The sequence below is a fragment of the Pseudomonas japonica genome, from assembly GCF_900188455.1.
GTDB classification, from domain to species: domain Bacteria; phylum Pseudomonadota; class Gammaproteobacteria; order Pseudomonadales; family Pseudomonadaceae; genus Aquipseudomonas; species Aquipseudomonas japonica.
On sequence record NZ_FZOL01000002.1, the window covers coordinates 197,021 to 210,940 of the forward strand.

The 13,920-nt window shown below is 64.7% G+C and carries 16 protein-coding genes; 5 read left to right on the forward strand and 11 right to left on the reverse strand.

Going from position 1 to position 13,920, the window contains the following annotated elements:
• Window positions 1–62: 62 nt before the first annotated feature.
• Window positions 63–503, reverse strand: a complete 441-nt coding sequence (locus CHB99_RS03140) for a hypothetical protein (protein ID WP_042120532.1) — start codon at window positions 501–503, stop codon at window positions 63–65.
• On the opposite strand from CHB99_RS03140, the gene CHB99_RS03145 reads away from it, so the two are divergent.
• Window positions 502–957, forward strand: coding sequence for a tRNA (cytidine(34)-2'-O)-methyltransferase (locus CHB99_RS03145; protein WP_042120534.1), 456 nt, complete (start codon window positions 502–504; stop codon window positions 955–957). The two genes, CHB99_RS03140 and CHB99_RS03145, sit on opposite strands and share 2 nt — an antisense overlap.
• 157 nt (window positions 958–1,114) lie before the next feature.
• Here the strand turns inward: CHB99_RS03145 and secB are convergent, their stop codons facing one another.
• From secB to CHB99_RS03160, 3 genes are read right to left on the reverse strand one after another with little or no spacing between them, the layout of a single operon-like run.
• A complete protein-coding gene (gene secB, locus CHB99_RS03150) occupies window positions 1,115–1,594 on the reverse strand; it encodes a protein-export chaperone SecB (protein ID WP_042120535.1) in 480 nt (159 codons plus the stop codon).
• Between the two features lie 40 nt (window positions 1,595–1,634).
• The gene (gene grxC, locus CHB99_RS03155) at window positions 1,635–1,889 is read right to left on the reverse strand and encodes a glutaredoxin 3 (protein WP_042120537.1); all 255 of its coding nucleotides are present in this window, start codon (window positions 1,887–1,889) and stop codon (window positions 1,635–1,637) included.
• Between the two features lies 1 nt (window position 1,890).
• The gene (locus CHB99_RS03160) at window positions 1,891–2,307 is read right to left on the reverse strand and encodes a rhodanese-like domain-containing protein (RefSeq protein WP_042120539.1); all 417 of its coding nucleotides are present in this window, start codon (window positions 2,305–2,307) and stop codon (window positions 1,891–1,893) included.
• 204 nt (window positions 2,308–2,511) lie between these two features.
• On the opposite strand from CHB99_RS03160, the gene gpmI reads away from it, so the two are divergent.
• The 4 genes from gpmI to CHB99_RS03180 all read left to right on the forward strand — a co-directional run bounded on the left by gpmI (window position 2,512) and on the right by CHB99_RS03180 (window position 7,784).
• Window positions 2,512–4,047 (forward strand): 2,3-bisphosphoglycerate-independent phosphoglycerate mutase, encoded by a 1,536-nt coding sequence (gene gpmI / locus CHB99_RS03165; RefSeq protein WP_042120541.1) that lies wholly within the window; start codon window positions 2,512–2,514, stop codon window positions 4,045–4,047.
• 253 nt (window positions 4,048–4,300) lie between these two features.
• The gene (locus CHB99_RS03170) at window positions 4,301–5,599 is read left to right on the forward strand and encodes a murein hydrolase activator EnvC family protein (RefSeq protein WP_042120543.1); all 1,299 of its coding nucleotides are present in this window, start codon (window positions 4,301–4,303) and stop codon (window positions 5,597–5,599) included.
• A gap of 86 nt (window positions 5,600–5,685) precedes the next feature.
• Window positions 5,686–7,017: a S41 family peptidase gene (locus tag CHB99_RS03175; protein ID WP_042120544.1), complete on the forward strand. Its 1,332-nt coding sequence runs from the start codon at window positions 5,686–5,688 to the stop codon at window positions 7,015–7,017.
• Window positions 7,017–7,784 (forward strand): divergent polysaccharide deacetylase family protein, encoded by a 768-nt coding sequence (locus CHB99_RS03180; RefSeq protein ID WP_042120545.1) that lies wholly within the window; start codon window positions 7,017–7,019, stop codon window positions 7,782–7,784. The genes CHB99_RS03175 and CHB99_RS03180 overlap by 1 nt, the downstream gene beginning before the upstream one ends.
• On the opposite strand, the gene CHB99_RS03185 is transcribed toward CHB99_RS03180, so the two are convergent.
• The 7 genes from CHB99_RS03185 to CHB99_RS03215 form a co-directional block, all read right to left on the reverse strand.
• Window positions 7,775–8,509, reverse strand: a complete 735-nt coding sequence (locus CHB99_RS03185; RefSeq protein ID WP_042120546.1) for a substrate-binding periplasmic protein — start codon at window positions 8,507–8,509, stop codon at window positions 7,775–7,777. The genes CHB99_RS03180 and CHB99_RS03185 overlap by 10 nt on opposite strands.
• Window positions 8,510–8,646: 137 nt before the next feature.
• The gene (gene hisF / locus CHB99_RS03190; protein WP_042120547.1) at window positions 8,647–9,417 is read right to left on the reverse strand and encodes an imidazole glycerol phosphate synthase subunit HisF; all 771 of its coding nucleotides are present in this window, start codon (window positions 9,415–9,417) and stop codon (window positions 8,647–8,649) included.
• A 10-nt stretch (window positions 9,418–9,427) separates the two neighbouring features.
• A complete protein-coding gene (gene hisA, locus CHB99_RS03195; protein WP_042120549.1) occupies window positions 9,428–10,165 on the reverse strand; it encodes a 1-(5-phosphoribosyl)-5-[(5-phosphoribosylamino)methylideneamino]imidazole-4-carboxamide isomerase in 738 nt (245 codons plus the stop codon).
• A 42-nt stretch (window positions 10,166–10,207) separates the two neighbouring features.
• Window positions 10,208–10,468, reverse strand: coding sequence for a DUF2164 domain-containing protein (locus CHB99_RS03200; RefSeq protein WP_042120550.1), 261 nt, complete (start codon window positions 10,466–10,468; stop codon window positions 10,208–10,210).
• On the reverse strand, window positions 10,468–11,106 hold the full coding sequence (gene hisH / locus CHB99_RS03205) for an imidazole glycerol phosphate synthase subunit HisH (RefSeq protein WP_042120551.1): 639 nt from the start codon (window positions 11,104–11,106) through the stop codon (window positions 10,468–10,470). The genes CHB99_RS03200 and hisH overlap by 1 nt, the downstream gene beginning before the upstream one ends.
• Window positions 11,106–11,699 (reverse strand): imidazoleglycerol-phosphate dehydratase HisB, encoded by a 594-nt coding sequence (gene hisB, locus CHB99_RS03210; RefSeq protein WP_042120552.1) that lies wholly within the window; start codon window positions 11,697–11,699, stop codon window positions 11,106–11,108. Before hisB ends, hisH begins: the two co-directional genes overlap by 1 nt.
• A 276-nt stretch (window positions 11,700–11,975) precedes the next feature.
• Window positions 11,976–13,637, reverse strand: a complete 1,662-nt coding sequence (locus CHB99_RS03215; RefSeq protein WP_042120669.1) for an OFA family MFS transporter — start codon at window positions 13,635–13,637, stop codon at window positions 11,976–11,978.
• Window positions 13,638–13,920: the final 283 nt, after the last annotated feature.

The following is a 13,920-nucleotide window of genomic DNA, read 5'->3' on the forward strand; positions in this document are numbered from 1 at the left end:
ATTAATACAGACATCTCCAGTTTTGGGGACCTTGGTACAGGCAGGCCGGGGAATCCCCTCTTTTATTCGTGCAGTCTCACCTGCACTCGCCAGCGGTCCTCCACTGACTCACCCGCCCAGCGGGCCTGCAGTGGACGGGCCGCCACCAGGCTCAACAACAATCCCCCATCGGTCTTGCGCACTCGCCAGCTCACCGGTTTGTCGCCGAAGCTCAACTGGCCTTTCGCCGGCTTCCCTTGCGCATCGAACAGCAGCGCCACGCTGCCATCCACCACTTCGCCATGCAGTTTCGGCTCTTCGTTGAACCACAGGTCCAGGCCACCCGCGACCACCTCGATGCGTTCCAGCTCGCGGGGCTCCGGCGTGGTCAGGCGGCCGATCATCAACCCCACCAGCATGCCGAACAGGGCCAGGGAGAAGAGGAAGCGGGGCCAGTATTTCGAACGCGGTTCCGGCTCGTCAGGAGTAGAATGCGCGTCATCTTTATGCTCGGAGCCGTGCATGTTTCACGTGATCCTTTTTCAACCAGAAATTCCGCCGAATACCGGCAACATTATCAGGCTCTGCGCCAACAGCGGCTGCGATCTGCACCTGATCGAGCCGATCGGCTTCGAGCTGGACGACAAGCGCCTGCGCCGCGCGGGCCTGGATTATCACGAGTACGCCCCGCTCAAGCGTCATGCCGACCTCGCATCGTGCCTGGAAAGCCTCGGGCGGCCGCGCCTGTTCGCCTTTACCACCAAGGGTTCGCAGCCGTTCCACGAGGTGGCGTTCGAGCCGGGCGATGCGTTCCTGTTCGGGCCGGAGAGCCGCGGGTTGCCGGCGGAGGTGCTGGATGCGCTGGAGAGCGGGCGGCGCTTGCGCCTGCCGATGCGGCCGGGGTGCCGGAGTTTGAACCTGTCCAATACCGTGGCGGTGGCCGTCTACGAGGCCTGGCGCCAGCAGGGCTTCGCCTGAAAGAACATCGCGGGCAACGCCCGCTCCCACAAGGTCCGGTGGTGTACGCGAGACCTGTGGGAGCGGGCGTTGCCCGCGATGAGGCCGTCAGTTTCACCACAGACCCCACCTGCATAAAAAAACGCCCCGAAGGGCGTTTCTTTCATTCCGGCATCGCTTACTGCAGCGAAGGCGCTTCGCCGGCTTCCTGCATGCGCTGCATTTCCTGCGCGTACAGGGCGTCGAAGTTGACCGGGGACAGCATCAGCGCCGGGAACGAACCGCGGGTGACCAGGCTGTCCAGGGCTTCGCGAGCGTACGGGAACAGGATGTTCGGGCAGAACGCACCCAGGGTGTGGCTCATCGACGGGGCGTCGAGGTTCTTGATCAGGAAGATGCCGGCCTGCTGGACTTCAGCGATGAAGGCCACTTCCTCACCGTTCTTCACGGTGACCGACAGGGTCAGGACCACTTCGTGGAAGTCGCCTTCCAGGCCTTTCTGCTTGGTGTTCAGGTCCAGGGCAACGCTCGGCTCCCACTGCTGACGGAAGATCGCCGGGCTTTTCGGCGCTTCGAACGACAGGTCACGCACGTAGATGCGCTGCAGGGAGAATTGTGGTGCGTTGTCTTCGGCAGCGCCGTTGTTTTGCTCGGTCATGGCAGATCCTTCCTTGCAGGGTCTTAGAGGGTTTGGAATTTCAGGCGTTGAGCAGGGCGTCGAGCTTGCCGGCGCGCTCCAGCGCATAGAGGTCGTCGCAACCACCGACGTGGGTATTGCCGATCCAGATCTGCGGCACCGAGGTGCGGCCGGCCTTCTGGGCCATGTCCGCGCGCACCTGGGGTTTGCCATCGACCTTGATTTCTTCGAAGGCCACATCTTTGCTCGCCAGCAACTGCTTGGCGCGGATGCAATAAGGGCAGTAGTCGCTGGAGTAGACGATGACCTGGGTCATGTCACTTCACCAGCGGCAGGTTGTCGGCTTTCCAGCTGGACACGCCGCCAGACAGCTTGGCGGCGGTGAAGCCGGCCTTGAGCAGATCGCGGCAGATGGCGCCAGAGTGCTGGCCCATGTTGTCGACGATGATCAGGGTCTTGTTGCCTTTGTGCTTTTCCAGCTCGCCGGTACGGGCAGCGAACTTGTCCTGCGGGATATTGATCGCACCGACGATGTGGCCGGCGGAGAAATCCTTGCTTGGACGGATATCGATCACCAGACCCTTGTCGCCGTTGACCAGCGCGGTCAGCTCGCCGTTGCTCAGGCTGCGGCCACCCTTGCGGGCTTCGTAGACGATCAGCAGAACCAGCAGAACCAGGAAGAGAGCAACCAGCAGGTAGTGATTTGTCGCGAATTCAATCAGATGAGCAACCATCGGAGGGTGTTCCAGGTCATAGAAAATGGCGGCCAGTATACACAGCAGCCATGGGCCGCCAAAGCCCGTCAACGGGGGTTGTTGACAGCAATTCTCATCCCTGTGCTGCAGCCCGTCGCCCCGGCGATACGCGGAATTCGTCACGGCTGACCAATTTGCCCTAAAATGCGGTCCTTTCTCATCTACAACCGTGAGTAGATTTTGATGACGAGCACGCCCAAGCCTTTGGTCCTGATCATCCTGGATGGTTTCGGTCACAGCGAAAGCCCCGAGTACAACGCCATCTATGCCGCCAACACCCCGGTCTACGATCGCCTGCGCGCTACCCAGCCGCACGGACTGATCTCCGGTTCCGGCATGGATGTCGGCCTGCCCGACGGGCAAATGGGCAACTCCGAGGTCGGCCACATGAACCTCGGCGCCGGCCGGGTCGTGTACCAGGACTTCACCCGCGTGACCAAGGCCATTCGCGACGGTGAGTTCTTCGCCAACCCCGTGCTCACCGGCGCGGTGGACAAGGCGGTCGGCGCCGGCAAGGCCGTGCACATCCTCGGCCTGCTCTCCGACGGCGGCGTGCACAGCCACCAGGACCATCTGGTGGCCATGGCCGAACTGGCCGCGCAACGGGGTGCCGAGCGCATCTACCTGCACGCCTTCCTCGACGGTCGCGACACCCCGCCGCGCAGCGCGCAATCCTCCATCGAACTGCTCGACAGCACCTTCGCCAAGCTGGGCAAGGGCCGCATCGCCAGCCTGATCGGCCGCTACTACGCGATGGACCGCGACAACCGCTGGGACCGCGTCAGCGCCGCCTACAACCTGATCGTCGACAGCGTCGCCGAATACAGCGCCGACACCGCCGTGGCCGGCCTGGAAGCAGCCTACGCCCGCGACGAAAGCGACGAATTCGTCAAGGCCACCCGTATCGGCGAAGCCGTGAAGGTCGAGGACGGCGACGCCGTGATCTTCATGAACTTCCGCGCCGACCGCGCCCGCGAGATCTCCCGCGTGTTCGTCGAAGCCGACTTCAACGAATTCCCGCGTGCGCGCCTGCCGAAGCTGGCGGCCTATATCGGCCTGACCCAGTACTCGGCGAAGATCCCGGCACCCGCGGCCTTCGCCCCGTCCAGCCTGCACAACGTGCTCGGCGAATACCTGGCGAACAACGGCAAGACCCAGCTGCGCATCGCCGAGACCGAGAAATACGCCCACGTCACCTTCTTCTTCTCCGGCGGGCGCGAAGAGCCCTTCGAAGGCGAAGAGCGCATCCTGATCCCGTCGCCGAAGGTCGCCACCTACGACCTGCAGCCGGAAATGAGCGCCCCGGAGGTCACCGACCGCATCGTCGAGGCCATCGAGCAGCAGCGCTATGACGTGATCGTGGTCAACTACGCCAACGGCGACATGGTCGGCCATACCGGTGTGTTCGAGGCCGCGGTCAAGGCCGTGGAAGCCCTGGATGGCTGCGTCGGACGCATCGTCGAGGCGCTGGACAAGGTCGGCGGCGAAGCCCTGATCACCGCCGACCACGGCAACGTCGAGCAGATGGAAGACGAATGCACCGGCCAGGCGCACACCGCCCACACCACCGAACCGGTACCGTTCATCTATTACGGCAAGCGTGACCTGAAAGTCCGCGAAGGCGGTGTGCTGGCGGATGTGGCACCGACCATGCTGACGCTGATGGGCATGGAGATTCCGCAGGAGATGACCGGTACCAGCATTCTGGTTGATGCCTGACAGGCTTGCGCGAATGTTGTAGGAGCGTGGCTTGTCGTGTGACGAACCACCGCGAAGGCCCGCAAAGCGGTCCCCGATGGCGGTGAGATCCGGGCCCGCTTTGCGGGCCTTCGCAGGCAAGCCAGCTCCTACAATGGTCATGCATTGGGCCAGAGGCCCCGGATTTCCAGACAAACGCCCTATCAGGGCGTTTTTTTTGCGGTCAGCGGCGGGCATACTAGGCCAGTCTCCATCCCCTGGTTATCGCCATTCCATGCTTCGCGCCCTGATCGTTCTAGCCCTGACCTGCCTGCTCGGCCCGGCCTTCGCCGACGAGCGCGCGCAAACCCAGCAACAACTGGACGCCACGCGCCAGGACATCGCCGAGCTGAAAAAGAAGCTCGGCCAGCTGCAGGAAGAGAAATCCGGCGTGCAGAAGGACCTGCGCGGCACCGAAACCGACATCGGCAAGCTGGAGAAGCAGGTGGAGGACCTGCAGAAAGAACTAAAAAAGAGCGAGGGCGAACTGGAGCGCCTCGACACTGAAAAGAAGAAACTCCAGTCCGCCCGCCTCGAACAGCAACGCCTGATCGCCATCCAGGCCCGCTCCGCATACCAGAACAACGGCCGCGAGGAATACCTCAAGCTGCTGCTCAACCAGCAGAACCCGGAGAAGTTCGCCCGGACCCTGACCTATTACGACTACCTGAGCCAAGCCCGCCTGGCCCAGTTGCGCAGCTTCAACGAAACCCTGCGCCAGCTGGCCAACGTCGAGCATGACATCGCCCAGCAGCAGGCCCAGCTCCTGGTCCAGCAAGGCACCCTCGACGCCCAGCGCCAGGAACTGGAAAAGGTCCGCGCCGAACGCCAGGAGATCCTCGCCAAGGTCAACAGCAACCTGAAGAACAACGACCAGAAGCTCGCCGCCCGCGAACAGGAGCAGGCCGAGCTGGGCAAGGTGCTCAAGACCATCGAGGAAACCCTCGCCCGCCAGGCCCGCGAAGCCGAGGAAGCGCGCCAGCGTGCGTTGCTGGCCGAACAGGAAGCCGAGAAGAAACGCCAGCGCGAGGCCGCCCTCGCCGCCCGCGAAGCACGGGACGACGAACCGAAGAAGCCGGTGAAAACCCCGGGCCCGCTGGTGTCCAGCGACGGCGCGGTGTACGGCGGCGCATTTTCCGCGGCACAGGGAAAACTTCCATGGCCGGTCAATGGTCGATTGTTGGCACGCTTCGGTGAAACCCGTGGCGACGATGCCCGGGCCCGATGGGACGGGGTGATGATCAGTGCATCGGCCGGCAGCCAGGTGCATGCGGTGCACGGCGGACGCGTAGTGTTCGCCGACTGGTTGCGCGGGGCCGGACTTCTGGTCATCCTCGACCACGGTAACGGTTACCTCAGCCTCTACGGTCACAACCAGACCCTGCTCAAGGACGCTGGCGATATCGTCAAGGCCGGTGAAGCGATCTCCACCGTTGGCAACAGCGGTGGCCAGAGCACGCCGGCGCTGTACTTCGCCATCCGCCAGCAGGGCCGGCCGACCGACCCCACGCAGTGGTGCCGCGGCCAAGGATAGGCTTCACCTTTTTTCACGCGCCAGTCACCCGGTGACCGGCGCGAGGCTCCTCACGGGGCTCACACAGGATCAGGAGTTCGTTCGACATGCTGCATTCGCCTCGCCTTACTTCGCTGGCCCTGGCCGTCGCCCTGGTCAGCGGCGCGTCCCTGGCCTTCGCGGCCGAGCCGGTCAAGCCCGCGGCGGCGGTCGCGCCGACCACGGTCAGCGCCAAGGCGCCGCTGCCGCTGGACGAGCTGCGCACCTTCGCCGAGGTGCTGGACAGGGTCAAGGCGGCCTATGTCGAGCCGGTGGATGACAAGACCCTGCTGGAAAACGCCATCAAGGGCATGCTCAGCAACCTCGATCCGCACTCCGCCTACCTCGGCCCCGAGGACTTCCAGGAGCTGCAGGAAAGCACCAGCGGCGAATTCGGCGGTCTCGGCATCGAGGTCGGCATGGAGGACGGCTTCGTCAAGGTGGTCTCGCCGATCGACGACACCCCGGCCTCCCGCGCCGGCATCGAGGCCGGCGACCTGATCGTCAAGATCAACGGCGCGCCGACCCGCGGCCAGACCATGACCGAAGCCGTGGACAAGATGCGCGGCAAGATCGGCGAGAAGATCACCCTGACCCTGGTCCGCGACGGCGGCACGCCGTTCGACGTGACCCTGGCCCGCGCGGTGATCCAGGTGAAGAGCGTGAAGAGCCAGTTGCTGGAGTCCGGCTACGGCTACGTCCGCATCACCCAGTTCCAGGTCAAGACCGGCGAGGAAGTCGGCAAGGCCCTGGCGAAACTGCGCAAGGACAACAACGGCAAGCTGCGCGGCCTGGTCCTCGACCTGCGCAACAACCCCGGCGGCGTGCTGCAGTCGGCCGTGGAAGTGGCCGACCACTTCCTGACCAAGGGCCTGATCGTCTACACCAAGGGCCGCATCGCCAACTCCGAACTGCGCTTCTCCGCCGATCCGGCCGACGCCAGCGAGGGTGTGCCGCTGGTGGTGCTGATCAACGGCGGCAGCGCCTCGGCCGCGGAAATCGTCGCCGGCGCCCTGCAGGACCAGAAACGCGGCGTGCTGATGGGCACCGACAGCTTCGGCAAGGGCTCGGTGCAGACCGTGCTGCCACTGAACAACGACCGCGCGCTGAAGATCACCACCGCGCTGTACTACACCCCCAACGGTCGTTCGATCCAGGCCCAGGGCATCGTCCCCGACATCGAGGTCAGCCGGGCCAAGATCACCCGCGAGCAGGACACCGAGAACTTCAAGGAAGCCGACCTGCAGGGCCATCTCGGCAACGGCAACGGTGGCGCCGACCGGCCATCCAGCAGCAAGGCCAGCGGCACGAGCAAGAAGGAGCGTCCGCAGGACGACGACTTCCAGCTCAGCCAGGCCCTCAGCCTGCTCAAGGGTCTGAGCATCACCCGCGACAAGTGATGCGCGCGTTCTGCCTCGCCCTGCTCTGCCTGCTGGCCGGTGCCGTTCACGCGGCACCGGCCACGACGCAAAAGGCCTACCTCAGCATCATCATCGACGACCTTGGCCAGAGCCCGGCCAAGGATTCGCGCACCCTCGCCCTGCCCGGCCCGGTCACCATGGCGATCATGCCGGACACACCCCATGCCACCGACTTCGCCCGCCAGGCGCACAAGGCCGGGCGCACGGTGATCCTGCACATGCCGATGGACCCGGCCACCGGCCCTTACGCCTGGCACCCGGACCTGGCACCGACGGAGCTGGAGCGGCGCCTGGATGCGGCGTTGGCCAAGGTCCCCTACGCCGCCGGCGTGAACAACCACATGGGCAGCCGCATGACCGCGCAGCCGGAGGCCATGGCCTGGCTGATGGGCGAACTGCAGCGTCGCGAGCTGTTCTTCGTCGACAGCCGCACCAGCGCCGCCACCGTCGCGGCGGCCAAGGCCCAGGCCATTGGCCTGGCCAGTGTGTCGCGGGATGTCTTCCTCGATGACGTGCGCACGCCCGAGGCGATTGCCGGGCAACTGCGCCTGGCCGTGGAGCTGGCCCGCAAGCAAGGCACCGCGGTGGCGATCGGGCACCCTTATGCCCAGACCCTGGACGTGCTGGAGCGCGAATTGCCGCGGCTCAAGGCCCAGGGTGTCGAGTTGATCGAACTGCATCAGATGATCGGCGAGCGCAGCAATCGCGCCATGCCCGCCCACGGCAAGGGCGGGATCTACAGGTAGCGGGCGAAGGTGGCGTCGACGAAGCCGTCTTCGCGCATCTGCTCCAGGCAGGCCTGCAGCTTGTTCACCACCTCGTCCGGCACGCTCTTGTTCAGCGCCAGGTACAACTGGGTGCCGTTGAAGCGCAGCACGGTCTTGAACGCGGTCATGCCGATCTGCCGCGCCAGGTAGCGGCCGGCGGGGTCGCCGGTGGCCCAGAGGTCGATCTCGCCGCTGGACAGTTTCTTCGCGTTGTCCTGGTCACGCAGGACCAGGACCGGCTTCAGGCCGCTCTTCTGCAGGCTTTCGGCGATGGCGTCGCCCTTGTAGGCACCGATGCGCAGGCCCTTGGCCTGTTCCAGGTTGTCCAGCTGCAGCGTGCTGCCGGCGCGGGCCAGCAGTACCCAGTCGTCCGGGCCCAGCGGACCGACCCATTTGAACAGCGGCTCGCGGTCCGCCTGGCGGGCGAGGACGAAAACGCCGTGGTTCGGCGTGTCCTTGGCCTGCTGGTAGACACGGGTCCAGGGGAAACGCAGGGTCATGCTGTAGGGGATGTCGGCGCGGCGGAACATCTCGCGCACCAGATCGGCGGCGATGCCCTGGATTTCAGGCTCGCGGGCGAAGCTCTTGCCGTCGCTGGACATGTTGTACGGCGGGAAGTTTTCGGTGAGCAGGACCAGGGGTTCGCTGGCCTGGGTTGTGGCAGAGAAGGAGAGCAGCAGGAATAGCGCCAGGCGGGTGAGCATAGGTTGAACCCTGAGATTTGGGGCTGCTTTGCAGCCCTTCGCAGGCAAGCCAGCTCCTACAAGAAGCGGGCACCACCGATCACCCGTAGGAGCGTGGCTTGCCCGCGAAAGGACCGCAACGCGGTCCCATTCAAATGTCAGCGAACGACAATCCCACGCTGCGCCATATAGGCCTTCGCCTCGGGCACCGTGTACTCGCCGAAGTGGAAGATGCTCGCCGCCAGCACCGCGCTGGCGTGGCCTTCGAGAATGCCGTCGGCCAGGTGCTGCAGGTTGCCCACGCCACCGGAGGCGATCACCGGAATGCCCAGGGCATCGCTGATGGCCCGGGTCACGCCGAGGTCGAAGCCGCTCTTCATGCCATCCTGGTCCATGCTGGTCAGGAGGATTTCGCCGGCGCCCAGGCCTTCCATCTTCTTCGCCCACTCCACCGCATCCAGCCCGGTAGGCTTGCGCCCGCCGTGGGTGAAGATCTCCCAGCGCGGGGTTTCGCCCGGGCCGGAAACCTTTTTCGCGTCGATGGCGACGACGATGCACTGCGAACCGAAATGCGCCGCCGCTTCGCCGACGAACTCCGGATTGAACACCGCCGCGGTGTTGATCGAGACCTTGTCGGCCCCGGCGTTGAGCAGGTTGCGGATGTCCTGCACGGTACGCACGCCACCGCCCACGGTCAGCGGGATGAACACCTGACTGGCCATGCGCTCGACGGTATGCAGGGTGGTGTCACGGCCATCGACGCTGGCGGTGATGTCGAGGAAGGTGATCTCGTCGGCACCCTGCTCGTCGTAGCGACGGGCGATTTCCACCGGATCGCCGGCATCGCGGATGTTCTCGAACTTGACGCCCTTGACGACCCGGCCGTTGTCCACGTCCAGGCAAGGGATGATGCGTTTGGCCAGGGCCATGGCGTTCTCCTCAGCCTTTGTAGCTGTCGCAGAAGGCTTGCGCCTCGGCGACATCCAGGGTGCCTTCGTAGATCGCGCGACCGGTGATGGCGCCGATGATGCCCGGGGCCTTCGCGTCCAGCAGGGCCTTGATGTCGCCCAGGTTGTGGATGCCGCCGGAGGCGATCACCGGGATCTTCGTGGCTTCGGCCAGGGCCTTGGTGAAGGGCACGTTGCAGCCCTGCATCATGCCGTCCTTGGCGATGTCGGTGTAGACGATCGCCGAGACGCCATCGGCCTCGAAACGCTTGGCCAGGTCGATGACCTGCACCGAGCTGACCTCGGCCCAGCCGTCGGTGGCGACGAAGCCGTCCTTGGCGTCCAGGCCGACGATGACCTTGCCCGGGAAGGCGCGGCAGGCTTCGGCGACGAACTCGGGCTGCTTGACCGCCTTGGTGCCGATGATCACGTAGCTGACGCCGGCCTTGACGTAGTGCTCGATGGTTTCCAGCGAGCGGATGCCGCCGCCGATCTGGATCGGCAGGTTCGGATAGCGCTTGGCGATCGCGGTGACCACTTCACCGTTGACCGGCTGGCCTTCGAAGGCGCCGTTGAGGTCGACCAGATGCAGACGGCGGCAGCCCCCTTCCACCCATTTGGCGGCCATGCTCACCGGGTCGTCGGAGAACACGGTGGAATCTTCCATGCGGCCTTGGCGCAGACGTACGCAGGCACCGTCCTTGAGATCGATAGCGGGGATAATCAGCATCTGGAAAACCTGTCTATTCGGTAAACAGTGATGCCCGGGAAGTCAGTTCTTCTCGAGCGCCCACAGGTCGCTCTCGATGCTCTCGAAGCGCTCCTTGAGCTGCGCCTGAACATCGAAGATCGCCCTGTTGTAGTAGTGCGGTGCGATTTCTTTGCCGATCAGTTCCAGGACCTCGGCCACCTCGAACGACCCCAACTGCAGCTCGAAACGGTCTTCGAGGAAGCGCTTGAGGGTGTCCAGCGCCTCACGCTCCTGTTCGGAGCTGAGGGTCATGACCGGGGTCTTGTTCCTGGAGCGGCTCATTACCAGCGGCCATCCCAGGCGGCGAAGTTCTGCAGCAGCTGCAGGCCGTGGGTGTGGCTCTTCTCCGGGTGGAACTGGGTGGCGAAGCGCGAGCCTTCGGCCAGTACCGCGGCGAAATCGACGCCGTAGTGACCGCGACCGACCACCTGGGACGGCTTGCCGGACTCGATGTAGTAGCTGTGCACGAAGTAGAAGCGCGCGCGGTCCGGGATGTCGTGCCAGAGCGGGTGATCGACCACCTGGCTGACTTCGTTCCAGCCCATGTGCGGCACTTTCAGGTGCTCGCCATCCTCATGCAGGTCCTTGCCGAAGAAGCGCACCTTGCCGGGGAACAGGCCGATGCCGTCGACACCGTCGTTCTCCTCGCTGTGATCGAGCAGCGCCTGCATGCCGACGCAGATGCCGAGGAACGGCCGGTCCTGGCTGACCTCGCGGACCAGGGCGTCGAAGCCCAGGCGGCGGATCTCGGCCATGCAGTCGCGCATCGCACCGACACCGGGGAACACCACGCGATCAGCTTCGCGGATCACGCTGGCATCGCTGGTGATCAGCACCTTGCCGGCCCCCACGTGCTCCAGGGCCTTGGCCACGGAGTGCAGGTTGCCCATGCCATAGTCGATAACGGCGACGGTCTGCATTACAGGCATCCCTTGGTCGACGGCATCTGCCCGGCCATGCGCTCGTCCAGCTCGATGGCCATGCGCAGCGCGCGGCCGAAGGCCTTGAACACGGTTTCGATCTGGTGGTGGGTGTTGTGCCCGCGCAGGTTGTCGATGTGCAGGGTGACGTTGGCGTGGTTGACGAAGCCCTGGAAGAACTCCTGGAACAGGTCGACGTCGAAGCCGCCCACGCTGGCGCGGGTGTACGGCACATGCATCTGCAGGCCGGGACGACCGGAGAAGTCGATCACCACGCGCGACAGCGCTTCGTCCAGCGGCACGTAGGCATGGCCGTAGCGGCGGATGCCTTTCTTGTCGCCGATGGCCTGGTTGAAGGCCTGGCCGAGGGTGATACCGACGTCCTCGACGGTATGGTGATCGTCGATATGCAGGTCGCCCTTGCACTCGATGTCCAGGTCGATCAGCCCGTGACGGGCGATCTGATCCAGCATGTGCTCAAGGAAAGGCACGCCGATATCGAATCGGGCCTTGCCAGTGCCATCCAGGTTGATCGAGGCCTTGATCTGGGTTTCCAGGGTATTGCGCTCGACGGATGCCTTACGTTCGACCATCACCAGCTCCGCAAAATCATTGGGCGAAAAAGGCGGTCATTATAGGCCGAGAACGTCGCATCTTGAAACGAAGATGACATATGGCGATCAGGTCTTGCCGGCAAAGAATCTCGAACGGGCTTTACCCGCGAAAATCCCGTAGGAGCGTGGCTTGCCCGCGAAGGACCGCGCAGCGGTCCCAAAACGGTATCAACCGGATCGGGCCTGCCTTGCAGGCCTTCGCGGGCAAGCCACGCTCCTACGAAAAGCGGGCGCTACCGCGCCCGAGCAACGGGTCTACTGGAACAACACCGCCGTCTTCTGCAGCGTCACCCACACCCCCCACGCCAGCGGAATGCCCACCGCCAGCCAGGCGGCGATCACCAGCGGCTTGCTCGCCGGCGCGGCCGACCACTCCAGCACGGTGCTGCTGTCGGCGCCCTTGTCATGGCCCAGCGCCTGCTCCGCGGCCAGTTCGGCATCGGTCATGAAGTGCTTGTCGGCCACCGGACGCACCAGGGCGTTGCAGATGAAACCCAGCACCAGCAGACCGGCGAGGATGTACAGGGTGATGTCGTAGGCTGCGGCCCGCTCCACGCCAATCTTCAACTGGTACTCGCGCAGGTAGTTGACCAGCACCGGCCCGAGCACACCCGCCGCGGCCCAGGCGGTCAGCAGGCGGCCATGGATGGCACCGACCATCTGCGTACCGAACAGGTCGGCCAGGTACGCCGGCACCGTGGCGAAACCACCGCCATACATCGACAGGATGATGCAGAACGCCGCGACGAACAGGGCGATGTTGCCCAGGTGACCCATGTTCGGCACCAGCGAATACAGGGCAAAGCCCAGCGCGAAGAAGGCGAAGTAGGTGTTCTTGCGCCCGATGTAGTCGGAGAACGAGGCCCAGAAGAACCGCCCGCCGATGTTGAACAGGCTGAGCAGGCCGGTGAAGCCGGCGGCGATCACTGCGATCTGGCCGAGTTGCGCGGCGTCCAGCTCACTGAAGGTCAGGTTGTTGCCCAGCAGCTTGCCGGCGAAGACCTCCTGCAGCAGCGGCGAGGCCATGCCGAGGATGCCGATGCCGGCCGAGACGTTGAGGCACAGCACCAGCCAGATCAGGGCGAACTGCGGGGTCTTCCAGGCCACGCTGACATGCACATGGCGGTGGGTGATCATCGCGTTGCTGGCCTTCTTCGCCGGGGCGATCCAGCCTTCCGGCTTCCAGCCGGTGGGCGGCACGCGGTAGGCCAGGGCGCCACCGATCATGAACACGAAGTAGATCGCCGCCATCACCACGAAGCTCTGCCACACGCCGACGCCTTCAGGGCTGGCGAAGTGGTTCATCAGTGCCGCCGCCAGCGGCGCACCGACCATCGCGCCGCCGCCGAAGCCCATGATCGCCATGCCGGTGGCCATGCCGCGCTTGTCCGGGAACCACTTGATCAGGGTCGAGACCGGCGAGATGTAGCCCAGGCCCAGACCGATACCACCGATCACCCCCGAACCGAGCCACATCAGCCAGATCTGGTGGGTGTACACGCCCAGCGCGGAAATCAGCAGACCGCCGCACCAGCACAGCGCCGAGACCACACCGGCCTTGCGCGGCCCGGCGTGCTCCAGCCAGCCACCCCAGATCGCCGCCGAGCAGCCGAGGAAGATGAAGAACAGGGTGTAGATCCAGCCCAGCATCGAGATCGGCCAGTCGCAGCTGGACGAGAAGACCTGGGCGAAGAACCCGATGTCCGCCGAACAGGCGACCGGCGCGCTGATGCCGATGGCCTTGGACAGCGGCAGCCAGAACACCGAGAAGCCGTAGGCCATGCCGATGCACAGGTGGATGGCCAGGGCGGCCGGTGGAACCAGCCAGCGGTTGAACCCGCTGCGAGCGACGATGCGCTCCTTGGAGAGGAAGCCCGGCGTGCTGTCGACGGCTCCCGCGGTGATGCTGCTCATTATTGTTGCCCTCGTAGATAGGTAGGGTTCCCCTGTCGAACCGGACACCCATCGACTTTGGCGCACGCAGGCAGCGAGTCGTTCTTTTGCAGGCAGCCGGCCCTGTCGCGACAAACCGTCGCAGCAAGACCCGGGAACCGGGCAAGAGTAGCACTTAGCTTGCTAACAGAAGTCAAACTGATATCGCAGAATTGCACGCAACTGAGACCCTCTTCGCGGAACTGTCGCTCGATGCAGGGTCGAAATGGCCAACTGCTGATGCCTTGGCGTACAGGGTGGCGCTACC